The organism is Pseudomonas sp. 14A (genome assembly GCF_018132745.1).
GTDB lineage: Bacteria > Pseudomonadota > Gammaproteobacteria > Pseudomonadales > Pseudomonadaceae > Aquipseudomonas > Aquipseudomonas mercuritolerans.
This window is the reverse complement of the sequence record NZ_JAGRQJ010000003.1, coordinates 215,323-236,737: the sequence shown is the minus strand read 5'-3', so window position 1 is coordinate 236,737 and position 21,415 is coordinate 215,323. Positions and strand designations below refer to the sequence as shown.

General features: G+C 60.4%; 21 protein-coding genes. 13 read left to right on the top strand and 8 right to left on the bottom strand.

Going from position 1 to position 21,415, the window contains the following annotated elements; all coding sequences use genetic code 11:
* The first annotated feature begins 111 nt into the window (after positions 1-111).
* From PS14A_RS03735 to PS14A_RS03715, 5 genes are all read left to right on the top strand, one after another.
* A complete protein-coding gene (locus tag PS14A_RS03735) occupies positions 112-681 on the top strand; it encodes an antibiotic biosynthesis monooxygenase (RefSeq protein ID WP_130911341.1) in 570 nt (189 codons plus the stop codon).
* A gap of 58 nt (positions 682-739) precedes the next feature.
* Positions 740-1,450: a dihydromonapterin reductase gene (gene folM / locus PS14A_RS03730; protein ID WP_130911342.1), complete on the top strand. Its 711-nt coding sequence runs from the start codon at positions 740-742 to the stop codon at positions 1,448-1,450.
* A gap of 72 nt (positions 1,451-1,522) precedes the next feature.
* The gene (gene folX / locus PS14A_RS03725; RefSeq protein ID WP_016771653.1) at positions 1,523-1,894 is read left to right on the top strand and encodes a dihydroneopterin triphosphate 2'-epimerase; all 372 of its coding nucleotides are present in this window, start codon (positions 1,523-1,525) and stop codon (positions 1,892-1,894) included.
* Between the two features lie 99 nt (positions 1,895-1,993).
* Positions 1,994-2,287 (top strand): DUF1244 domain-containing protein, encoded by a 294-nt coding sequence (locus PS14A_RS03720; protein WP_076565887.1) that lies wholly within the window; start codon positions 1,994-1,996, stop codon positions 2,285-2,287.
* Positions 2,284-2,622, top strand: a complete 339-nt coding sequence (locus PS14A_RS03715; RefSeq protein ID WP_130911344.1) for a HopJ type III effector protein — start codon at positions 2,284-2,286, stop codon at positions 2,620-2,622. The genes PS14A_RS03720 and PS14A_RS03715 overlap by 4 nt, the downstream gene beginning before the upstream one ends.
* 191 nt (positions 2,623-2,813) lie before the next feature.
* Here the strand turns inward: PS14A_RS03715 and trxB are convergent, their stop codons facing one another.
* Positions 2,814-3,776 (bottom strand): thioredoxin-disulfide reductase, encoded by a 963-nt coding sequence (gene trxB, locus PS14A_RS03710; protein ID WP_016771656.1) that lies wholly within the window; start codon positions 3,774-3,776, stop codon positions 2,814-2,816.
* Between the two features lie 312 nt (positions 3,777-4,088).
* Between trxB and cysZ the strand changes: the two genes are divergently transcribed.
* A complete protein-coding gene (gene cysZ / locus PS14A_RS03705) occupies positions 4,089-4,841 on the top strand; it encodes a sulfate transporter CysZ (RefSeq protein WP_212615339.1) in 753 nt (250 codons plus the stop codon).
* A gap of 40 nt (positions 4,842-4,881) precedes the next feature.
* Positions 4,882-6,081, top strand: a complete 1,200-nt coding sequence (locus tag PS14A_RS03700) for a glycosyltransferase family 1 protein (protein WP_212615338.1) — start codon at positions 4,882-4,884, stop codon at positions 6,079-6,081.
* Between the two features lie 127 nt (positions 6,082-6,208).
* On the opposite strand, the gene PS14A_RS03695 is transcribed toward PS14A_RS03700, so the two are convergent.
* The 3 genes from PS14A_RS03695 to PS14A_RS03685 all read right to left on the bottom strand — a co-directional run bounded on the left by PS14A_RS03695 (position 6,209) and on the right by PS14A_RS03685 (position 8,598).
* Positions 6,209-7,312 (bottom strand): NADH:flavin oxidoreductase, encoded by a 1,104-nt coding sequence (locus tag PS14A_RS03695; protein ID WP_212615337.1) that lies wholly within the window; start codon positions 7,310-7,312, stop codon positions 6,209-6,211.
* Positions 7,313-7,506: 194 nt separating this feature from the next.
* On the bottom strand, positions 7,507-7,989 hold the full coding sequence (locus PS14A_RS03690; RefSeq protein ID WP_130911284.1) for a glutathione peroxidase: 483 nt from the start codon (positions 7,987-7,989) through the stop codon (positions 7,507-7,509).
* A 123-nt stretch (positions 7,990-8,112) separates the two neighbouring features.
* Positions 8,113-8,598 (bottom strand): peptidylprolyl isomerase, encoded by a 486-nt coding sequence (locus PS14A_RS03685; protein WP_016771661.1) that lies wholly within the window; start codon positions 8,596-8,598, stop codon positions 8,113-8,115.
* Between PS14A_RS03685 and PS14A_RS03680 the strand changes: the two genes are divergently transcribed.
* Genes PS14A_RS03680 through PS14A_RS03670 form a run of 3 tightly spaced genes read left to right on the top strand, consistent with a single transcriptional unit; the run spans position 8,567 to position 11,947 of the window.
* Positions 8,567-8,893 (top strand): DUF3565 domain-containing protein, encoded by a 327-nt coding sequence (locus tag PS14A_RS03680; RefSeq protein WP_137215488.1) that lies wholly within the window; start codon positions 8,567-8,569, stop codon positions 8,891-8,893. The two genes, PS14A_RS03685 and PS14A_RS03680, sit on opposite strands and share 32 nt — an antisense overlap.
* A 51-nt stretch (positions 8,894-8,944) precedes the next feature.
* Complete coding sequence (gene pta, locus PS14A_RS03675) at positions 8,945-11,044, top strand: phosphate acetyltransferase (protein WP_212615336.1); 2,100 nt, start codon at positions 8,945-8,947, stop codon at positions 11,042-11,044.
* Positions 11,045-11,947, top strand: a complete 903-nt coding sequence (locus PS14A_RS03670) for an acyltransferase (RefSeq protein WP_212615335.1) — start codon at positions 11,045-11,047, stop codon at positions 11,945-11,947. It begins immediately after the preceding gene.
* Positions 11,948-12,125: 178 nt separating this feature from the next.
* Here the strand turns inward: PS14A_RS03670 and cysN are convergent, their stop codons facing one another.
* From cysN to PS14A_RS03655, 3 genes are all read right to left on the bottom strand, one after another.
* Positions 12,126-14,024 (bottom strand): sulfate adenylyltransferase subunit CysN, encoded by a 1,899-nt coding sequence (gene cysN, locus PS14A_RS03665; RefSeq protein WP_212615334.1) that lies wholly within the window; start codon positions 14,022-14,024, stop codon positions 12,126-12,128.
* A 9-nt stretch (positions 14,025-14,033) separates the two neighbouring features.
* Positions 14,034-14,951 carry a sulfate adenylyltransferase subunit CysD gene (gene cysD / locus PS14A_RS03660; RefSeq protein ID WP_016771664.1) on the bottom strand — a complete coding sequence of 306 codons (918 nt, stop codon included), beginning with the start codon at positions 14,949-14,951 and terminating at the stop codon, positions 14,034-14,036.
* Between the two features lie 251 nt (positions 14,952-15,202).
* Complete coding sequence (locus tag PS14A_RS03655) at positions 15,203-15,961, bottom strand: Nif3-like dinuclear metal center hexameric protein (protein ID WP_212615333.1); 759 nt, start codon at positions 15,959-15,961, stop codon at positions 15,203-15,205.
* A 104-nt stretch (positions 15,962-16,065) separates the two neighbouring features.
* On the opposite strand from PS14A_RS03655, the gene algW reads away from it, so the two are divergent.
* From algW to PS14A_RS03640, 3 genes are all read left to right on the top strand, one after another.
* Positions 16,066-17,223 (top strand): Do family serine endopeptidase AlgW, encoded by a 1,158-nt coding sequence (gene algW, locus PS14A_RS03650; RefSeq protein ID WP_016770590.1) that lies wholly within the window; start codon positions 16,066-16,068, stop codon positions 17,221-17,223.
* Positions 17,224-17,311: 88 nt separating this feature from the next.
* Entirely contained in the window at positions 17,312-19,417 is a 2,106-nt protein-coding gene (locus tag PS14A_RS03645; protein ID WP_212615332.1) for a TonB-dependent siderophore receptor, read from the top strand.
* A gap of 12 nt (positions 19,418-19,429) precedes the next feature.
* On the top strand, positions 19,430-20,149 hold the full coding sequence (locus PS14A_RS03640) for a DUF4198 domain-containing protein (RefSeq protein ID WP_212615331.1): 720 nt from the start codon (positions 19,430-19,432) through the stop codon (positions 20,147-20,149).
* Between the two features lie 213 nt (positions 20,150-20,362).
* Here the strand turns inward: PS14A_RS03640 and hisC are convergent, their stop codons facing one another.
* The gene (hisC, locus tag PS14A_RS03635) at positions 20,363-21,415 is read right to left on the bottom strand and encodes a histidinol-phosphate transaminase (RefSeq protein ID WP_212615330.1); all 1,053 of its coding nucleotides are present in this window, start codon (positions 21,413-21,415) and stop codon (positions 20,363-20,365) included.

Here is a 21,415-nt window from a genome sequence, read left to right as displayed (position 1 = left end):
CGACAAAATCAGGAATAATCCTTGCTTGTTGTAAAGCGCAGGCCTCTACCCCGGCCTGCGTCAGGCGAAGTTCCTACCCGGAACGACGCGCTCGAAATACGGAGATACAAAATGTCTACTTCCCCCGTCACGCTCATGGTAGCGCGTCGCGTCGCCGATGGCCGTTATCACGATCTGATCGCCTGGCTTCGCGAAGGCGAACAACTGGCGACCGATTTTCCCGGCTACCTCGGCTCCGGCGTCCTCGCGCCACCACCGGGTGACAACGAATTCCAGATCATCTTTCGCTTTGTCGATGAGCAGACGCTGCATGCTTGGGAATATTCGGCGTCGCGTACCGCCTGGCTGAACCGCGGCAGCGATTTGTTCGAACATCCCAAAGAGCACCGAGTCAGTGGCATCGAAGGCTGGTTTGGTGCGACCGGGCAACGTCCACCGCGCTGGAAACAGGCCGTGGCGATCTGGCTGGCGTTTTTTCCGGTGTCGCTGATATTCAATTTTGTACTCGGCCCGTTGCTCGCTGAGTTGAGCCTGTTGCCACGCATATTGATCGGCACGGCATGCCTGACGCCGCTGATGGTGTACTTCTTCATCCCGTTGTCGACGCGCCTGCTGGCGTCTTGGTTGAACAGCACACCGACGCGGCCACTGGCAGCCACACCGTCAGCGCAAAATCGCTGATCTGCAGCGGGCGGCGAGCCTGTTATAGTTTTCGCTTCAACCGCGAAGCGAGCCGCCCATGCCAGATTCCGCAGCCCCGATCCTCATCACCGGCGCCGGTCAGCGTGTCGGTTTGCACTGCGCGCAGCGCTTGATCGAGGATGGCCACCCGCTGATTTTCACCTACCGCACCGAACGCCCGGGCGTGCAGGCCCTTCGCGATCTTGGCGCGACAGCGCTGTTCGCGGACTTTTCCAGCGAGGCAGGAATACTGGCCTTCATTGATTCACTGAAAGCGCACACCGACAGCCTGCGCGCCATCGTGCACAACGCCTCCGAATGGCTGGCAGAAACCCAGGGCAGCGAAGCACAAGCCTTCAATCGCATGTTCAACATTCACATGCTCGCGCCTTACCTGATCAACCTGCACTGCGCCGAGTTGCTGCAGCGCTCGACACCTGCCGACATCATCCACATCAGCGACGATGTCACCCGCAAAGGCAGCAGCAAGCACATCGGTTATTGCGCCAGCAAGGCCGGGCTCGACAGTCTGACCCTGTCGTTTGCCGCGCGCTTTGCGCCGGCCATCAAGGTCAACGGCATCGCCCCGGCGCTGTTATTGTTCAACCCAGACGATGACGCGGCGTACCGCGCCAAGGCGCTGGCCAAGTCCGCGTTGGGTATCGAGCCCGGCAGCGAGGTGATCTATCAGAGCCTGCGCTATCTGCTCGACAATCCCTATGTCACCGGCACGACCCTCACCGTCAACGGTGGACGGCACGTCAAATAGGCCGTCCCGCTTCGGCCGCGAGTCGAGTAAGATCCACCAGAACGCCTGCAATAGACTGGACGGAGCAAATCAATGCCACAACTTCAACCGGGGATGGCGCGCATCCGGGTCAAGGATCTGCGCCTGCGCACCTTTATCGGCATCAACGAGGACGAAATCCTCAACAAGCAGGATGTGCTGATCAACCTGACCATCCTGTACGCAGCGCAGGAGGCGGTGCGTGACAACGACATCGACCACGCGCTGAATTACCGCACCATCACCAAAGCGATCATCGCCCACGTTGAAGGCAACCGCTTCGCGCTGCTCGAACGCCTGACCCAGGAATTGCTCGACCTGGTGATGACCAATGCATCGGTGCTGTACGCCGAAGTCGAAGTCGACAAACCGCACGCCCTGCGCTTCGCCGAGTCGGTATCGATTACGCTCGCGGCAAGCCGCTGAGCTTCAAGCTTCAAGCTTCAAACGGTAAGCTAACAGCCGACCCCGATCCATCTTGCAGCTTGCAGCTTGCCGCTTGAAGCTGTCTCGAAGAGACCCCCCATGACTGATCAACAACGCCTTGAACTCGAAGCCGCCGCCTTTCGCCGACTGGTCGCCCACCTCGACAGCCGCAAGGACGTGCAGAACATCGACCTGATGAACCTTGCCGGGTTCTGCCGCAACTGCCTGTCGAAGTGGTACAAGGCCGAAGCCGACCAACGCCAGATCGAGGTCAGCCTCGATGACGCCCGCGAAGTGGTGTACGGCATGCCCTACGCCGAGTGGAAAGCTCAATACCAGCAAGAAGCCAGCGCCGAACAGCAAGCGGCGTTTGCCAAAGGAAAACCCCAATGACTGATCTGAACACCCTGCGCGCCAGCCTCAAGAGCGGCGAACATGCTTTCGCCGACACTTTGGCGTTCATCGCCGCCGGTTACGACTACCAGCCTCAGGCGTTCAACAACGGTGGCGTGGAAAATGCTGCCGGGCAGAACGAAGGCTCCTGCAAGACACTGGGCCTGGCATTGCTTGAGGGTCTGAGTGATGAAGAAGCGCTGCTGGCGTTCGGCGAGCATTACCGTTCGGTACTGGCGACGCCTGAGGGCAGCGATCACGGCAATATTCGCGCGTTGATCAAGCACGGCCTGGCCGGGGTGAAATTCACCGCGCAACCGCTGAGCCGCCGCTGATCCCAATAGCCACACCTATCCCCTGTGGGAGCGAGCCTGCTCGCGAAGACGGACTGACATTCTTCGATGATGTCGACTGATACACCGCTTTCGCGAGCAGGCTCGCTCCCACACTGGATGCGTGGCGGCTGCGAATCTCGGGCACAAAAAAACCGGCCAATCTCTGGCCGGTTTTTTTGTGCCCTGCGGTCTTAGAACGTGGCGTTCTGCAGGCCGTCCAGGTAGCGCTCGGTGTCGAGTGCCGCCATGCAACCGGCGCCGGCCGAGGTGATGGCCTGACGATAAACGTGGTCGGCCACGTCACCGGCAGCGAAGATGCCTTCGACGCTGGTGGCCGTCGCATTGCCTTCGCGGCCGCCCTGCACAACCAGGTAACCGTCCTTCAGAGTCAGCTGACCTTCGAACAGCGAAGTGTTCGGGGTGTGGCCGATGGCGATGAACACGCCGTCGACTTTGATCTCGTCGAAGCTGCCATCGTTGTTGCGCAGACGCGCGCCGGTTACGCCCATGTTGTCGCCAAGGACTTCGTCCAGATTGGCGTTCAACTTCAAGATAATCTTGCCTTCGGCCACACGGGCGTTGAGCTTGTCGATCAGGATCTTCTCGGCGCGGAAGGTTTCGCGACGGTGGATCAGGGTTACGGTGCTGGCGATGTTGGCCAGGTACAGCGCTTCTTCGACAGCGGTGTTGCCACCGCCAACCACGGCGACCGGCTTGTTGCGGTAGAAGAAACCGTCGCAGGTCGCGCAGGCCGACACGCCTTTGCCCATGAACGCTTCTTCCGACGGCAGACCCAGGTAACGGGCACTGGCACCGGTGGCGATGATCAGAGCATCACAGGTGTAAACCGCGCTGTCGCCGGTCAGAGTGTACGGCTTGGCAGCGAAGTCCACGGCGTTGATGTGATCGAAGACGATCTCGGTCTCGAAACGCTCGGCGTGCTCGCGCATGCGCTCCATCAGCACCGGGCCGGTCAGACCGTGGACATCACCCGGCCAGTTGTCGACTTCGGTGGTGGTAGTCAGTTGACCGCCGGCCTGCATGCCGGTGATCAGCAGTGGCTTGAGGTTGGCGCGGGCCGCGTAGACCGCAGCGCTGTAGCCGGCGGGGCCGGAACCGAGAATGATCACTCGCGAATGACGGACTTCAGACATGAATCTGCTCCTGTTGGCCGGCCATGAAAAATCTGGCACGGACGCCGGACGGCCGGCGGAATAAAAAAGGACCGTGGACACCTTGGGGAAGGCTTGAACTCGACAGTCCTGTAAAAAGTTGGGTGCAGCGTATCGAGGGGGGCAAGATTAAGGAAATACGGTTTAACAATCCAGCTCATAGGTGGTCTCTATGCCGAGACGCTGACGAGATAGACCTCTTTGTTACAGTGAATGTCGATTGCCCTGCCGCGCTTTCGCCGCTGTGGCAAAGCCGGTAACGTCGGCGCGTTTTCCCTTGCTTCGGAGCACCTTATGCCCGCCCCTGTTCTGTCCGGCCCGCAATACCTGCGCGAAGGCCTCAAACTGGTCCTGAGCCCTGGCCTGCGCCTGTTCGTGTTGTTGCCGCTGGCGATCAACCTGGTGCTGTTCGTCGGATTGATCTATCTGGCCGGCCACCAGTTCAGCCTGTGGGTCGACACGCTGATGCCGTCGTTGCCTGAATGGCTGAGTTTCCTCAGCTATATCCTCTGGCCGCTGTTCGTGGTCCTGGTGGCCTTGATGGTGTTTTTCACCTTCACCATGCTCGCCAACATCATTGCCGCACCGTTCAACGGCTTCCTTGCGGAAAAAGTCGAAGTGGTGGTGCGCGGCACCGATGATTTCCCGGCGTTCAGTTGGGGCGAACTGATCGCGATCATCCCGCGCACCCTTTCCCGGGAAATGCGCAAGCTCGGCTACTTCCTGCCGCGCGCCATCGGCCTGTTCATCCTGTCGTTCATCCCGGTGGTGAATATCGTCGCCGCGCCGTTATGGCTGCTGTTCGGCGTGTGGATGATGGCCATCCAGTACATCGACTACCCGGCGGACAACCACAAACTGGGCTGGAACGAGATGCTTGCCTGGCTGCGGCAGAAGCGCTGGCAGAGCATGAGTTTTGGCGGGATCGTCTATCTGGTGTTGCTGATTCCGGTGGTCAACATCCTGATGATGCCGGCGGCGGTAGCCGGGGCGACGTTGTTTTGGGTGCGTGAGCGTGGCGCCGAAAATCTGGTGATCCAACACTGACCGCGTCACAAATCCATCATCCGACCGTAACAAGCTCGACATGGCCTCAGCGGACACTGAGGTCATGACGACAGCTCTACATATCACTCTCATCAGCGAAACCTTCCCACCGGAAATCAACGGCGTGGCCAATACCCTTGGCCGCTTGTGCGAGGGTTTGCGCGCACGTGGGCATCAGGTGGAGCTCGTGCGCCCGCGCCAGGCCATCGATCCGCAACGCAGCGAAGACGATGCACTGTTGCTGTGTCGTGGATGGCCACTACCGGGCTATCCGGGGCTGCAATGGGGCCAGTCGTCGATGCATAAACTGCTGCGCCGCTGGAAACGCCAGCGCCCGGATGTGCTGTACATCGCCACGGAAGGCCCGCTCGGGTTGTCGGCACTGCGCGCGGCACGGCGGTTGGGGATTGCGGCAGTGAGCGGCTTCCACACCAACTTCCAGCAATACACCAGCCAGTACGGCCTCGGCCTGCTGACGCGAATGCTCACGCATTATTTGCGCTGGTTTCACAATCGTTCGGCAATGACTTTGGTGCCGAGCGCCAGTCAGCGCCTGGAGCTGGAGCGGCGGCATTTCGAGCGGCTGGCATTGTTGTCGCGGGGTGTGGACAGCCAGTTGTTTCATCCGAGCAAACGTCAGACCGCGTTGCGTGAGCAATGGGGACTCTCTGAGACGGATATCGCGGTCATCCACGTAGGAAGGCTCGCCCCGGAGAAAAATCTGGGCCTGCTCAAACACTGCTTTGAAGGTCTGCGCGAAACTTATCCACAGCGCCATCTGAAGCTGATCGTGGTCGGAGATGGCCCGCAGCGTTCGGCGCTGGAAAAAGAACTGCCGGAGGCGATCTTCTGCGGCGCGCAGCGGGGAGAAGCACTGGCGGCGCACTACGCCTCAGGGGATCTGTTCGTATTTCCCAGCCTGACCGAAACCTTCGGCAATGTGGTGCTGGAAGCCCTCGCCTCGGGGCTCGGCGTGGTGGCTTATGACCAGGCAGCGGCGGCGCAGCATATTCGCCACGGCTACAACGGCGTGTCAGCCATGCCCGGTGATGAGCAGGCGTTCTGCGAAGCGGCGGCGTGGTTGCTGGAGGAGGATGAGCGGTTGCGCTGTGTAAGGCTGAATGCGCGGCAGCATGGCAGTCGCCAGGGCTGGGCGGCAATTATCGAGCAGTTCGAAGGGTATTTGCGTGGGGCTTGTGTGGGGGAGCTGGTGGTGCCTGGGGCGCAGACACAACCTTAGATTTTCGGCGACATAGAAACAGCTTTCGCGAGCAGGCTCGCTCCCACATGGGTACTGCATTCTTTCAGATGGAATGCGGTTGAAGGTGGGAGCGAGCCTGCTCGCGAATGGTTCGAACTGGCGCCGCTTAGACCAAGGTCATCAACGCCTCACGACTAAACGGAAGAATGTCCTGCTCCCGCCCTTCACGGACTTTCTGCGCCCAGTCCGGATCGACCAGCAGCGCGCGGCCCACTGCTACCAGGTCAAACTCTTCTTTGTTCAGACGCTCCAGCAGGTTTTCCAGGCTGGCCGGTTGCGCGACCTTGTCGGTGTTGACCATGAACTGCAGGAACTCGCCATCCAGGCCGACGCTGCCCACGGTGATGGTCGGTTTGCCGGTCAGCTTGCGGGTCCAGCCAGCAAGGTTCAGATCCGAACCGTCGAACTCCGGCTCCCAGAAGCGGCGGGTCGAGCAGTGGAAAATGTCCACGCCGGCGTCAGACAGCGGCTTGAGAAACTCGCCCAGCGCTTCCGGGGTTTGCACCAGACGCGCGGTGTAATCCTGCTGTTTCCATTGCGAGAAGCGGAAGATGATCGGGAAGCCTTCACCGACCGCCGCGCGCACTGCTTGAATCAATTCGATGGCAAAACGCGAACGGTTGGCCAGGCTGCCACCGTATTCGTCGCTGCGCTGATTGCTGCCTTCCCAGAAGAACTGGTCCACCAGATAGCCGTGGGCGCCATGGATTTCCACACCGTCCATGCCGATGCTCTGCGCATCTTTGGCAGCCTGGGCAAACGCGGCGATCACGTCCTGGATGTCCTGCTTGGTCATGCCGTGAACCACGACCTGACCGTCCTTGAGTTTTTCCGACGGACCGTAGCCCGGCACGCTGGCGTCCGGCTCGGTGCCAAGGCGACGTACGCTGCCGACATGCCACAGTTGCGGGACGATCTTGCCGCCCTCGGCGTGCACGGCGTCGACAACTTTTTTCCAGCCGGCCAGCGGCGCGTCACCGAAAAACTGCGGCACGTTAGGATAGCCGTTGGACGCGATGTGGCCGACCGTGGTGCCTTCGGTGATGATCAAGCCAACCCCAGCGGCCGCGCGACGGCGATAGTACTCAATGACTTTGGAATTCGGCACGCCGCCCGGCGAGAACGAGCGGGTCATTGGCGCCATGACCACGCGGGTCGGCAGTTCGAGGGCACCGAGATGGAACGGTTTGAACAGGGCTTGAACAGGCATCGAGAGGCTCCATAGCGATCGATTTATGACGGCGATAATATGGAGAGCCGGAGCCTTTGAACAGCATTATTGATTTGGGTGATTAATGATTAAAAGATTGAAAAGCAAAGATCGCAGCCTTCGGCAGCTCCTACAGAGGAAACACAAACCACCTGTAGGAGCTGCCGAAGGCTGCGATCTTTTGATGCTGCTTGTCAGCTCAGCGCTTTTTCAATCGCATGCACGATGGTCGGATCATCCGGCGCCGTACGCGGCGAGAACCGTGCCAGCACGCGGCCGTCCTTGCCGAGCAGAAACTTTTCGAAGTTCCAGGTGATGTCACCGGGAAACTCGGCGCCCTCGCCCGCCAGCAGGCGATACAACTGATGCCGCTCGTGGCCGTTGACTTCGAGCTTGCTCGACAACGGAAAGGTCACGCCATAGTTGAGGCTGCAGAACTCCTGGATTTCTTTCTCCGAGCCTGGCTCCTGACCGGCAAACTGGTTGCACGGCAGGCCCAGCACAGCAAAGCCTTTATCTTTGTATTGCTGGTAGAGGTTTTCCAGTGCCGCGTACTGAGGGGTCAAGCCGCATTTGGAGGCCACGTTGACCACCAGCACGACTTGGCCCTTGAACGGCGCCAGCGGTAGCTCCTGACCATCCAGGGCTGTCAACTTAAGGTCGTGAAAAGCACTCATGCCGAACTCCAGGATTCTCGTGTTCTACTCGAAACAGCCACTTGGCGAGGCCACCAAGGACAGCCGCGGACTAAAAAGGCGCCCACAGGCGCCTCTCCAGTACTCGAAGCTTAGCGCAGAAAATCAGTGGTGATGGCCACCTTCGCCATGGACGTGACCATGAGCGATTTCTTCCTGGCTGGCGTCACGGATATCAACGATCTTCACTTCAAAGTTCAGGCGCTGACCGGCCAGAGGGTGGTTGCCATCAACGGTGACGTCGTCGCCGTCCAGATCACGGATGGTGACGATCTGCATCTGGCCGTCCGGCGCCGAAGCGTGGAACTGCATGCCGACTTCCAGCTCGTCAACGCCTTCGAACATGCTGCGGCTCAGGGTGCTGACCAGTTCAGCGGCGTATTCACCGTAAGCGTCTTCCGGCTCAACGGCCACTTTCAGCTCGTCACCGACAGCTTTGCCTTCAAGGGCTTTTTCCAGGCCCGGGATGATGTTGCCTGCGCCTTGCAGGTAAACCAGCGGAGCGCCGCCGGCGGAGCTGTCGATGACCTCACCAGCGTCGTTGGTCAGGGTATAGTCGATGGAGACAGCCTTATTGGCGGCGATCAGCATGGGGCGAGACCTTTTGCATAAGAATATAGAAAGGCCAAGTTTAGCGAAGCAATCGCGTGAAAGCGACCACAAGCCGGACAAACGGGTTTCGACCATCACCGGCTTCCATCAGGACGAAGACGGCCATTGGGTGGTCGAGCTTTCCTGTGGCCACACCCAGCACCTGCGCCACCAGCCGCCGTGGCAAACCCGCGCCTGGGTCCTGGATCCGGCGCAACGTATTGAAAAAACAGGTCAACCCTTTGCCTGCGGTTGGTGTGCACAAGGCTCGGTTAGCGATAACCTTGGCGACTGAATTTCGGTAGTCGGCCAGACATAGGCTGACACCCTTGCATAGAGAATTCCCATGCAAACTTTTTTTATCGCCCCCACCGATTTTGGCGTGGGTCTGACCTCCATCAGCCTCGGGCTGGTACGCACGCTTGAACGCGCCGGCCTCAAGGTCGGCTTCTTCAAACCGATCGCCCAGCCGCACCCGGGCGACACCGGCCCTGAACGATCCACCGAACTGGTGGCGCGCACCCACGGCCTGAAACCGCCGCAGCCATTAGGCCTGGCGCACGTTGAACGCATGCTCGGCGACGGTCAGCTCGACGAACTGCTCGAAGAAATCATCGCCCTGTATCAGCAAGCGGCCGTCGGCAAAGACGTGCTGGTGGTCGAAGGCATGGTGCCGACCCGCAGCGCCAGTTACGCGGCGCGGGTCAACCTGCACTTGGCCAAGAGCATCGATGCCGAGGTCATTCTGGTCTCTGCGCCGGAAAACGAAGTGCTCGCCGAGCTGTCCGGCCGCGTCGAGTTGCAGGCACAAATGTTCGGCGGCCCGAAAGATCCGAAAGTCCTCGGCGTGATCCTCAACAAGGTCAAGACCGACGAAAGCATGGACGCCTTCGCCACGCGTCTGAAGGAACATTCGCCGTTGCTGCGCAGCGGTGATTTCCGCTTGCTTGGCTGCATCCCGTTTCAGCCGGAACTCAATGCGCCGCGCACCCGCGACGTCGCCGACCTGATGGGTGCGCAAGTGCTCAACGCGGGCGACTACGAAACCCGGCGCATGAGCAAAATCATCATTTGCGCACGGACCATGCGCAACACCGTCGAGCTGCTCAAGCCCGGCGTGCTGGTGGTGACCCCGGGCGATCGCGACGACATCATCCTCGCCGTCAGCCTCGCAGCGATCAACGGCGTGCCGCTGGCCGGCCTGTTGCTGACCAGCGACACCCTGCCCGACCCGCGCATCATGGACCTGTGCCGGGGCGCGTTGCAGGCCGGTTTGCCGGTGTTGTCGGTGAGCACCGGCTCGTACGACACCGCCAACCTGCTCAATGGCCTGAACAAGGAAATCCCGATCGATGACCGCGAGCGCGCGGAGATCATCACCGATTTCGTCGCCAGCCACCTCGACGCCAACTGGCTGCACCAGCGCTGCGGCACGCCTCGGGAGATGCGCCTGTCGCCGGCAGTGTTCCGTTATCAATTGATCCAGCGCGCGCAAGCGGCGAACAAGCGCATCGTCTTGCCCGAAGGCAGCGAGCCGTTCACCGTGCAAGCGGCGGCGATCTGTCAGGAACGCGGGATCGCCCGCTGCGTATTGCTGGCCAAACCCGAAGACGTCGAAGCGGTTGCCCGCGCCCAAGGCATCGTGCTGCCGCCGGGTCTGGAAATCCTTGACCCGGACCAGATCCGCGAGCGTTACGTCGAGCCGATGGTCGCCCTGCGCAAGAGCAAAAGCCTCAACGCACCGATGGCCGAGCAACAACTGGAAGACACCGTGGTGATCGGCACCATGATGCTTGCGTTGGATGAGGTCGACGGCTTGGTTTCGGGTGTGATCAACACCACCGCCAATACCATCCGCCCCGCCCTGCAACTGATCAAGACCGCACCGGGCTGCACGCTGGTGTCGTCGGTGTTCTTCATGCTCTTTCCGGAAGAAGTGCTGGTCTACGGCGACTGCGTGATGAACCCGCACCCGAGCGCCGCGGAACTGGCCGAGATCGCCCTGCAAAGCGCCGACTCGGCGGCCGCATTCGGCATCACCCCACGGGTGGCGATGATCAGCTATTCCAGCGGCGAATCGGCACGCGGTGAAGAAGTCGAGAAAGTCCGCGAGGCGACCCTGCTCGCCCATGAGCAACAAAATTCGCTGCTGATCGACGGCCCGCTGCAATACGACGCCGCCGCCAACGCGGAAGTCGCCCGACAACTGGCGCCGAACAGCCAGGTCGCCGGTCGTGCCACGGTATTCGTGTTCCCCGATCTGAACACCGGCAACACCACGCACAAAGCCGTACAGCGCAGCGCTGATTGCGTCAGCCTCGGGCCGATGCTGCAAGGCCTGCGCAAACCGGTGAACGACCTGCCGCGCGGCGCGCAAGTCGATGACATCGTCTACACCATCGCGCTCACCGCGATTCAAGCCGCCAACCGACCTATGGATCTGTAAATGCTGGATTTTCTACCCGCACCCGTGCGCGGCGTGATCGCCTCGCTGCTGTTGGCGCTCAACACGATTCTGCTGTGCTCGTTCCTGTTTTGCGTGGCGCTGGTCAAGGCCCTGCCGTTTGCCTTTACCCAGCGCATCGCTGGTTGGCTGATGAGCCACACCCATGAGGCGTGGATCAGCAACAACAAAGGCTGGATGAATCTGGTACGGCGCACCCGCTGGCACGTCAGCGGCCTGCAAGGTCTCGACTATCAGCACTCGTACCTGATCACCAGCAACCACCAGAGCTGGGTGGATATTCTGGTGCTGCAATACGTGCTCAACCGCAAGATCCAACCGCTGAAGTTTTTTCTCAAGCAGGAGCTGATCTGGGTGCCAGTGATCGGTCTGGCCTGGTGGGCGCTGGGCTTTCCGTTCATGAAGCGCTACTCCAAGGCGTACCTGGAAAAACACCCGGAGAAGAAAGGCAAGGACCTGGAAACCACGCGCAAGACCTGCGCGAAATTCCGGCATAACCCGGTGGGAATTTTCAACTTCGTCGAAGGCACACGCTTCACCGAAGGCAAGCATGCGCAGCAGCAGTCACCGTTCAAGTACCTGCTCAAGCCCAAGGCCGGCGGGATCGCCTTTGTGCTGGATGCGATGGGCGAACAGCTGGAGTCGATCGTCAACGTGACCATCCACTACCCGGCCGGACGTCCGGGGTTCTGGGACTTGCTCTGCGGCAATGTGCGCGATGTGGTGGTGCATTTTGAAGAAATCAAAATCCCGCCGGCCTTCATCGGCAAGAACTACGACCAGGACGGCGAGTATCGATTGCAGTTCCAGGGCTGGATCAACCAGCTGTGGCTGGACAAGGATGCGTTGCTGGAGCAGATGCACCGCGAGTACCCAAAGCGCTGAAGATCAAAAGATCACAGCCTTCGGCAGCTCCTACAGGATGCACGCCGAGCCAATGTAGGAGCTGCCGAAGGCTGCGATCTTTTGCCGTTCTCCAGGTAATGAAAAAGCCCGCCGATGATCACTCATCGGCGGGCTTTTTCTTGCCGCTTGCAGCTAGAAGCTTGTCGCTGCTTCTACCTTAGATCGCACCACGCTGACGCAACAGATCCAGTACTTGCTTGACGCTTTCTTCCAGCGTCAGCGACTGGGTATCAATCACCAGATCAGCATTCAGCGGCACGTCATACGGGAAAGACTCACCCGGAATGTTATCGCCACCCGCCGCATACAACCCTTGCGGATCACGCTCGGCGCACACGGTCGGCGAGGCCTGCACATAGACCGTCAGCAAGCGATCCTTGCCGATCAGTTCCTTGGCCTGCTCGCGACCTTCGGCACTCGGCGCAACGAACGCGGCCAGGGTCAGCAGCCCCGCTTCGTTGAACTGACGCGCCACGTGGGCGGCTCGACGCCAGTTCTCGGTACGCCCGGCGCGATCCTGTGGCAGACCTTTGTTCAAGTCATGACGCAGGTTCTGGCCATCCAGTACAAACACCGCGCGGCCCATGTCGAACAGCTTGCGCTCGACCGCGTATGCCAGGGTGCTTTTACCCGCGCCCGACAGGCCGCTGAACAGCACGGTGGCCGGTTGCTGGCCGAAGCGCTGGGCACGCTCTTCGGTCGCCACGTGCGCCAGTTTGCCGTGATGCGTGGCAGTGCCGTGCGCTACAGGCTGAGCGACGATCATGCCAGCGCCAACGGTGCCATTGGTCAGGCGATCGATAACGATGAACGCGCCGGTGGTGCGGTTGCTTTCGTAACCGTCGAGGGCGATCGGCGCATCAAGTGCGATCTTCACCTTGCCGATTTCATTGAGCTGCAACGCGCTCGCCGGGCCTTCTTCCAGAGTGTTGACGTCGACCTTGTTGACGATGCTGGCGATCGAGCCCGGCACGTAACTGGTGGCGCGTTTGATGTCGTATTTCTTGCCCGGCAGCATCGGCTCTTCAGCCATCCACACCAGCATCGCTTCAAAGCTGTCGGTGACCGGCGGCACGTTGTCGGCATGCACCAACAGGTCGCCACGGGAGATGTCGATTTCGTCTTCCATGGTCAGCGTTACCGCCTGACCTGGGCCTGCGTGTTCCAGTTCACCTTCAAAAGTGACGATGGACTTCACGCGGCTGCTCTTGCCCGACGGCAGCACCACGACTTCGTCGCCCTTGTGCACGATGCCGCTGGCCAGGGTGCCGGCGAAACCACGGAAGTTCAGGTTCGGACGGTTGACGTACTGCACCGGGAAACGCAGATCGGTGAAGTTGCGGTCGCCCGCCACTTCCACAGTCTCGAGGATTTCCATCAGCGACTGGCCTTTGTACCACGGCGAGCGCTCGGACTTGTTCACCACGTTGTCGCCTTTAAGGGCAGACATCGGCACGAAGTGCATGCTGGTCGGCTTCATCTTCAAGCCTTCGGCGAACTTCAGGTAGTCGGCCTTGATCGACTCGAACACGCCTTCGTCGAAGTCCTTCAAGTCCATCTTGTTGATGGCGACGACGATGTGTTTGATACCCAGCAGGGAAGCGATGAAGCTGTGGCGACGGGTCTGGGTCTGCACGCCGTAACGGGCGTCGACCAGAATGATCGCCAGGTCACAGGTGGACGCACCGGTGGCCATGTTGCGGGTGTACTGCTCATGGCCGGGGGTGTCGGCGATGATGAATTTGCGCTTGGCGGTGGAGAAATATCGGTAAGCGACATCAATGGTGATGCCCTGCTCACGCTCGGCCTGCAGACCGTCGACCAGCAATGCCAGGTCGATGTCGTCACCGGTGGTGCCGACTTTCTTCGAATCGCGGGTGATCGCTTCGAGGTGATCTTCGTAGATCATTTTCGAGTCGTGCAGCAGGCGCCCGATCAGGGTGCTCTTGCCGTCATCGACGTTACCGCAGGTCAAAAAGCGCAGCAGCTCTTTACGTTCGTGCTGGCCCAGGTAGGCGAGGATGTCCTCGCTGATCAAATCAGAAACATGCGACATGACAGCCCCTTAGAAATAGCCTTGACGTTTTTTGTCTTCCATCGAGCCGGCGCCATCGTGGTCGATGACACGGCCCTGGCGCTCGGAAGTTCGCGTCAGGAGCATTTCCTGAATGATGTCCGTCAGGCTTTCGGCCTCGGACTCCACCGCGCCCGTCAACGGGTAGCAGCCAAGGGTGCGGAACCGCACTTTCTTTTTCACGATGCGCGCTTTGTCTTCGTCGGACAGGTGCTCGAGGATGCGCTCGTCGTCGATCATGATCAGCGTGCCGTTCTTCTCGATCACTTCGCGTTCGGCGGCGAAGTACAGCGGCACAATCGGGATGCCTTCGAGGTAGATGTACTGCCAGATGTCCAGTTCGGTCCAGTTCGACAACGGGAACACACGAATGGATTCGCCCTTGTTGACCTTGCCGTTGTAGACGTTCCACAGCTCCGGACGCTGGTTTTTCGGGTCCCAGCGGTGCTTGCTGTCGCGGAACGAGTACACGCGCTCTTTGGCGCGGGATTTCTCTTCATCGCGACGGGCGCCGCCGAACGCTGCGTCGAAACCATGCTTGTCGAGTGCCTGTTTCAGGCCTTCGGTTTTCATGATGTCGGTGTGTTTGGCACTGCCGTGGGTGAACGGGTTGATGTTCTGCGCCACGCCATCGGGGTTGATGTGGGTGATCAGGTCCAGGCCCAAGTCTTCGACCATCTTGTCGCGGAACTTGTACATTTCCTGGAATTTCCAGCGGGTGTCGACGTGCATCACCGGAAACGGCAGTTTGCCCGGGAAGAACGCCTTGCGTGCCAGGTGCAGCATCACGGCGGAGTCTTTACCGATGGAGTACAGCATCACCGGGTTATCGAACTCGGCGGCCACCTCGCGGATGATGTGGATGCTTTCCGCCTCCAGCTGTTTCAGATGCGTCAGTTTGTCGACCATGGCTACTCACGAAAGCTTTCTTATGAACGGCCAGCGGGCCGTGTTCGAGCGAGGAATCCTAGCACAGCGTCCTCTTCTAATCAGGACGCCAACTAGATCGAAAGGGTATATGAATATGCCCACCAGTTCGGCCCGTCAGGGCCGAATGTGGGAGCGAGCCTGCTCGCGAAAGCGGATTGTCAGGCACCTTTGTATTGAAGGTCTGAGGCGTTCGCGAGCAGGGCTCGCTCCCACAGGAGTTTGCGGCGAGCTCAGATCGGATTCGGGCAATCGATGAAGATGTGTTCAAGGGCAAAGCGCTTCGCCAGATACTCGCCCAGCGCCTGCGCGCCGTAGCGTTCAGTAGCGTGGTGGCCGGCGGCGATGAAGCTGATGTCGTTTTCCCGCGCACTGTGGAAAGTCTGCTCGGAGGCCTCGCCACTGATGAACAGATCGACCCCCGCCGCCACGCCCTGATCGATATAGCCCTGGCCGCCGCCGGTGCACCAGCCGACGCGGCGGATCATGCCGCTGCCTTCGATCAGCAGCGGCTCGCGCCCCATGACTTCCTGCACCTTGCGCGCGAAATCCCGCGCAGTCATTGGCTCATTCAGCGAGCCGACCAGCCCGACGACTTTCGGATTGCTCGGGTCGAGCGGACCTTCGACAGTGATGTCGAGCTGACGCGCCAGTTGCACGTTGTTGCCGACGTCAGGGTGCAGATCCAGCGGCAGGTGATAGGCGAGCAGACTGATGTCGTGCTTGAGCAGGGTTTTCAAGCGGCGCTGTTTCATGCCGGTGACGCAAGGGTTTTCGCCTTTCCAGAAATAACCGTGGTGGACCAGGATCAGGTCGGCGTCGGCTTCGACGGCGGCATCGAGCAACGCCTGGCTGGCGGTGACGCCACTGACGATGCGCATCACCTGCGGGCGGCCTTCGACCTGTAATCCGTTGGGGCAATAATCGGCAATTTTCGCACTGCCCAGGTAACGGTCGGCTTCTTCGACGAGGGTGCTGAGGGCAACGGCCATGAAAGACTCCTAAATATCCCGTTCAGAGGCGCGCGCGGCCTCGTATAATGCGCGACATTATGGGCGGTCTGACCTCGCCTGCAACCTTTCCAGGAACGTGCTTAATGCTCAAGGCGCTGCGTTTTTTTGGCTGGCCGCTGTTGGCCGGTGTGCTTATCGCTCTGTTGATTATTCAGCGTTACCCCGAGTGGGTCGGGCTGCCGAGCCTCGACGTCAATCTGCAACAGGCCCCTCAGACCACGATCGTGCAACAGGGACCGGTGTCCTATGCGGATGCGGTGGGCATCGCCGCGCCGTCGGTGGTCAACCTGTACACCACCAAGGTCATCAACAAACCGGCGCATCCCTTGTTCGAGGATCCGCAGTTCCGCCGCTTCTTCGGTGACAATTCGCCGAAACAGAAGCGCATGGAATCGAGCCTCGGTTCCGGGGTGATCATGAGCCCGGAAGGCTACATCCTCACTAACAACCACGTCACCAGCGGCGCCGACCAGATCGTCGTGGCGCTCAAGGATGGTCGCGAGACGCTGGCACGGGTGATCGGCAGCGATCCGGAAACCGACCTCGCTGTCCTTAAAATCGACCTGAAAAACCTCCCGGCAATCACCGTCGGCCGCTCCGACAGCATTCGCATCGGCGACGTCGCGCTGGCCATCGGCAACCCGTTCGGCGTCGGCCAGACCGTGACCATGGGCATCATCAGCGCCACCGGCCGTAATCAGTTGGGCCTGAACAACTACGAAGACTTCATCCAGACCGATGCGGCGATCAACCCGGGCAACTCCGGCGGTGCGCTGGTCGACGCCAACGGCAACCTCACCGGTATCAACACGGCGATCTTTTCCAAGTCCGGCGGCTCGCAAGGCATCGGTTTTGCCATCCCGGTGAAACTGGCGATGGAAGTGATGAAGTCGATCATCGAGCACGGTCAGGTGATTCGCGGCTGGCTGGGCATCGAAGTGCAACCGCTGACGCAGGAACTGGCGGAGTCGTTTGGCTTGTCCGGGCGACCGGGGATTGTCGTCGCGGGGATCTTCCGTGACGGCCCGGCGCAGAAAGCCGGCCTGCAACTGGGCGATGTGATTCTGAGCATCGATGGCGAGCCCGCCGGCGATGGTCGCCGCTCGATGAACCAGGTGGCGCGGATCAAACCGACCGACAAGGTGACGATTCAGGTCATGCGCAACGGCAAGGAGCTGAAGTTGACCGCTGAAATCGGCCTGCGTCCCCCACCGGCACCGGTGAAAGAAAAAGAAGAGTAAAAATGTTTTCGCGCCAGCGGCGCGAATAACAGACATTCTCAACGGGCATGTTATATTGTTTCAATTCTAGCAATTGGAACAACATAACATGTCGTCTCGCAAAAAGGCCTCGCTGTTGGGCCTGACTCTGGGTTTGCTCTGCGATCCCGCCTTCGCCGATGAGCCGCAGCCCGTTGAGCTGGAAGCCATCAGCGTCACTTCCGACTACGAATCACCCACCGGCCCGGTCAGCGGATATCGCGCGACTCGCTCGGCCAGTGCGACCAAAACCGACACGGCGATTCGCGATATCCCACAAGCCATCAGCGTCGTGCCGGCCAGTGTGCTCTCGGATCTGGGCCGCACCAGCGTTGAACGCGCGCTGGATTTTGCCGGCGGCGTGTCGAAGCAAAACAACTTCGGCGGCCTGACCCTGTACGAATACAGCGTGCGCGGCTTCACCACCTCGGAGTTCTACAAGGATGGTTTCAGCGCCAATCGCGGTTACCCGAGCACGCCAGATGCGGCCAATATAGAACGCATCGAAGTGCTCAAAGGCCCTGCCGCCAGCCTGTACGGCCGGGGTGATCCCGGCGGCACGGTGAACATCGTCACCAAGAAACCGCAGCCTGAAGCGTTCACCACTCTGCAGACCAGCGCCGGCAGTTGGGACCGCTACCGCACCGCGCTGGACGTCAACACGCCCCTTGATGATCAGGGCAATGTGCTCTCGCGCATCAACCTCGCCGTGGAAGACAACAAAAGCTTTCGCGACCACGTCGACAGCCAGCGGGTATTCGTCGCGCCTTCGATCAGTTGGCAGTTGAACCCGGACACCTCGCTGCTGGTGGAAAGCGAAATCGTCCGTCACAACTCGACGTTCGATCGTGGCGTGGTGGCGCCGAACAACAAGTGGAGCGGCGTATCGCGCTCGACGTTCTTGGGCGAGCCCAACGACGGCAACATCGACAACCACAACAACCTGCTCCAGGCCACCCTTGAGCACCATCTGAACGACAGCTGGAAACTGCGTCTGGCCAGTCACTACAAGGAAGGCAAACTCTGGGGCGACGCCACGGAACAACGCGCGCTGAACGCCGACGGCCACACGGTCAATCGCCGCTTGCGCGAACGCGATACGAGTTGGCACGACAGCATCACCCAACTGGAACTGCGCGGTCTGTTCGACCTCGGCCCGTGGCAGCACGAATTGCTGATCGGCACCGAGTACGAGAATTACCGCAAGGACGAACGCGTCACCACCATTGCTGGCGGCCCCTACGCCATCGACATCTATAAGCCGGTTTACGGTCAGCCTAAGCCCAACGACGCACGCTCGGGCACCGACTTCTTTGAACACGTCGAAAGTCATGCGCTGAATCTGCAGGACCAGATCATCATCACCGACAAGCTGCGCGGCATGGTCGGCGCGCGCTTCGAGCATTTCGATCAGCGCATCGACGATCACAGCCGCAACGCCAAAAGCCAGCAGCGCCACGACGCACTGACTCAACGCGCCGGCCTGCTCTATCAGCTCACGCCGAACACCGGCCTGTTCGCCAACGCCTCGACCTCGTTCAAACCGAACAACGGCCTGGATGCATCGGGCAAATCCTTCGACCCGGAAGAAGGCGTCGGTTACGAAGTGGGGATCAAGAACGAGCTGTTCGATGAGCGGGTGAGCAGCACCCTCTCCTTCTTCCACATTGACAAGGAAAACGTTCTCGCCCTCGATCCGGGCACCGACACCAGCCGCGCCATGGGCAAGGCGCGCAGTCAGGGTTTCGATTGGCAAGTGAGCGGTCAGGTGACCGACGCAGTGCGGGTGATCGGCGCCTTCGCCTACATCGACGCCGAGGTGACCAAGGGCGACGCGACCATTCCTACCGGCAGCCGCATCCTCGGCGTGGCTAAACGCAGCGGCAGTCTGCTGGGTGTGTATGAATTTCAGGACGGCCGTCTGCGCGGTTCAGACGTCGGCGCAGCGTTCACCTACGTCGGCGACCGCTCCGGCGAATCCGGCAGCGACTTCGAATTGCCGGCCTACCAGACCGTCGACTTGCTCGCCCATTACAAGGCCAGCGACAACGTCACGCTCGGCCTGAATCTGAACAACATCTTCGACGAGAAATACTACGAGCGCTCCTACAGCAACTACTGGGTCAACCCCGGCGAGCCACGCAATTTCACTGTCAGCCTGACACTCAACCTGTAAAAGGACGTCACCATGCACTACGGCAAATCCCTTCTGCTCATCGCTGCGCTGTTCACCGGTCAGGTGTCGGCCCACGGCCTGTGGACAGAGGAGCGACGCGGCAACATCGAAGTGGTCTACGGTCACGGCGCCGAAGACAACGCCTTCAAGGCGCAGAAAATCAGCGGTGCCTGGGCTTATGACGCAAGCGGCAAAATGATCCCGGTCAGCGTCGAGCGCCTGGCCGATCATGCCCGTTTGAAACCATTGAAGCCGCCGGCGCTGATGGCCGTGGCGCTGAACAACGGCATGTGGTCGCAGACGGCGGACAAGAAGTGGATCAACGAAGGACGCAGCAAAGTACCCGGCGCCACCGAGGCCACGCAGACGTTCAAGTACAGCCTGGCGATCTATCAGCCGGGGGCGAAGTTGCCGAAACTGGAGCAGATCAAACTGCTGATCCTGCCGGAGGTCGATCCGCTGACGGTCGGGCCGGGCAACTCATTGCCGGTGCGGGTGCTGCTCGATGGCAAACCGGCGGCGGGGGTGAAGTTATATGGCGACTATCGCAGCGCGCCAAACACCCTGAGCACCGAGACCGACAAGGATGGGCGTGCGCAGGTGCTGGTGCGTAATGAAGGGTTGAATGTGATTGCGGCGCAGGTTGAAGTGCCGGTGAAGGGCAGTGTGGATGTGGAAAGTAGAGGTTTGTTTACCTCACTGACCTTCCTTGGCGAGCCGCATCACGAGTGAGCAAGGGTCGTTTTCAAAATCCATGTTCGATCTGAATACCATCCCCCTCACCCCAGCCCTCTCCCCCAAGGGGGCGAGGGGGAAAGGGAGCCGATCTGTTTGCTTTTCAACACTGGAGTTCGACTCGGTATCTCACGTCGGTGCAACTCTAAAGTGCGCCTCGGTCAGTCCCCTCTCCCTCTGGGAGAGGGCTAGGGTGAGGGGCTTTTGCTTTTAGAGGTCGCCAAGGCCGTTGATCAACGCCTGATTCTGCTCAGGCGTCCCCACCGATATCCGCAGGAACTGCGCAATCCGCTCCTGCTTGAAGTGCCGCACGATCACGCCCTGCTCGCGCAGCTTGGCCGCCTGGCCCGCCGCATCATGCTGCGGGTGGCGAGCGAAGATGAAGTTGGCCGCCGACGGCAGCACTTCAAAGCCCTTGGCCTGCAACTGCGCCACCACCCATTCGCGGCTCTCGATCACCTGACGACAGGTCTTGTCGAAATACTCGCGATCGGCAAAAGCCGCCGCCGCGCCGACAATCGCCAGACGATCCAGTGGATAGGAGTTGAAGCTGTTCTTGATCCGCTCCAGCGCTTCGATCAGGTCCGGATGCCCTACCGCCAGACCGACACGCAGGCCGGCCAGCGAGCGTGACTTGGACAGCGTCTGCGTCACCAGCAGATTCGGATAGCGGTCCACCAGACTGATCGCCGTCTCGCCGCCGAAGTCGATGTACGCCTCATCCACGACTACGACCGAATCAGGACTGGCCTTGAGGATTTGCTCGACCGCGTCCAGCGCCAGCAGGCATCCGGTCGGCGCGTTCGGGTTGGGGAAAATGATCCCGCCATTCGGTTTGGCGTAATCGGCCGGGTTGATCTGGAACTGCGCATCCAGCGGCACCGCGTCGAATTCAATGCCGTACAGACCGCAGTAAACCGGATAGAAGCTGTAGCTGATGTCCGGGAACAGCAGCGGCTGATCGTGTTGCAGCAAGCCGTGGAAGATGTGCGCAAGCACTTCGTCCGAACCGTTGCCGAGGAACACCTGACTGGTTTGCACGCCGTAGTATTCGGCCACGGCGTTTTTCAGCAGATCACTGTTCGGGTCCGGATACAGGCGCAGGTTGTCGTTGAGCTCGGCTTGCATCGCCGCCAGCGCTTTTCGCGACGGGCCATACGGATTTTCATTGGTATTGAGCTTGACCAGTTTGGTCAGCTTCGGCTGTTCGCCCGGCACGTAGGGCACCAGGTCCTTGACGAACGGGCTCCAGAATTTACTCAT

Excerpts from the sequence above, each read along its gene's own strand:
- PS14A_RS03735 (WP_130911341.1), top strand. The coding sequence starts at position 112 with ATGTCTACTTCCCCCGTCACGCTCATGGTAGCGCGTCGCGTCGCCGAT.
- folM (WP_130911342.1), top strand. The coding sequence starts at position 740 with ATGCCAGATTCCGCAGCCCCGATCCTCATCACCGGCGCCGGTCAGCGT.
- folX (WP_016771653.1), top strand. The coding sequence starts at position 1,523 with ATGCCACAACTTCAACCGGGGATGGCGCGCATCCGGGTCAAGGATCTG.
- PS14A_RS03720 (WP_076565887.1), top strand. The coding sequence starts at position 1,994 with ATGACTGATCAACAACGCCTTGAACTCGAAGCCGCCGCCTTTCGCCGA.
- PS14A_RS03715 (WP_130911344.1), top strand. The coding sequence starts at position 2,284 with ATGACTGATCTGAACACCCTGCGCGCCAGCCTCAAGAGCGGCGAACAT.
- trxB (WP_016771656.1), bottom strand. The coding sequence starts at position 3,776 with ATGTCTGAAGTCCGTCATTCGCGAGTGATCATTCTCGGTTCCGGCCCC.
- cysZ (WP_212615339.1), top strand. The coding sequence starts at position 4,089 with ATGCCCGCCCCTGTTCTGTCCGGCCCGCAATACCTGCGCGAAGGCCTC.
- PS14A_RS03700 (WP_212615338.1), top strand. The coding sequence starts at position 4,882 with ATGGCCTCAGCGGACACTGAGGTCATGACGACAGCTCTACATATCACT.
- PS14A_RS03695 (WP_212615337.1), bottom strand. The coding sequence starts at position 7,312 with ATGCCTGTTCAAGCCCTGTTCAAACCGTTCCATCTCGGTGCCCTCGAA.
- PS14A_RS03690 (WP_130911284.1), bottom strand. The coding sequence starts at position 7,989 with ATGAGTGCTTTTCACGACCTTAAGTTGACAGCCCTGGATGGTCAGGAG.
- PS14A_RS03680 (WP_137215488.1), top strand. The coding sequence starts at position 8,567 with ATGGAGACAGCCTTATTGGCGGCGATCAGCATGGGGCGAGACCTTTTG.
- PS14A_RS03685 (WP_016771661.1), bottom strand. The coding sequence starts at position 8,598 with ATGCTGATCGCCGCCAATAAGGCTGTCTCCATCGACTATACCCTGACC.
- pta (WP_212615336.1), top strand. The coding sequence starts at position 8,945 with ATGCAAACTTTTTTTATCGCCCCCACCGATTTTGGCGTGGGTCTGACC.
- PS14A_RS03670 (WP_212615335.1), top strand. The coding sequence starts at position 11,045 with ATGCTGGATTTTCTACCCGCACCCGTGCGCGGCGTGATCGCCTCGCTG.
- cysN (WP_212615334.1), bottom strand. The coding sequence starts at position 14,024 with ATGTCGCATGTTTCTGATTTGATCAGCGAGGACATCCTCGCCTACCTG.
- cysD (WP_016771664.1), bottom strand. The coding sequence starts at position 14,951 with ATGGTCGACAAACTGACGCATCTGAAACAGCTGGAGGCGGAAAGCATC.
- PS14A_RS03655 (WP_212615333.1), bottom strand. The coding sequence starts at position 15,961 with ATGGCCGTTGCCCTCAGCACCCTCGTCGAAGAAGCCGACCGTTACCTG.
- algW (WP_016770590.1), top strand. The coding sequence starts at position 16,066 with ATGCTCAAGGCGCTGCGTTTTTTTGGCTGGCCGCTGTTGGCCGGTGTG.
- PS14A_RS03645 (WP_212615332.1), top strand. The coding sequence starts at position 17,312 with ATGTCGTCTCGCAAAAAGGCCTCGCTGTTGGGCCTGACTCTGGGTTTG.
- PS14A_RS03640 (WP_212615331.1), top strand. The coding sequence starts at position 19,430 with ATGCACTACGGCAAATCCCTTCTGCTCATCGCTGCGCTGTTCACCGGT.
- hisC (WP_212615330.1), bottom strand. The coding sequence starts at position 21,415 with ATGAGTAAATTCTGGAGCCCGTTCGTCAAGGACCTGGTGCCCTACGTG.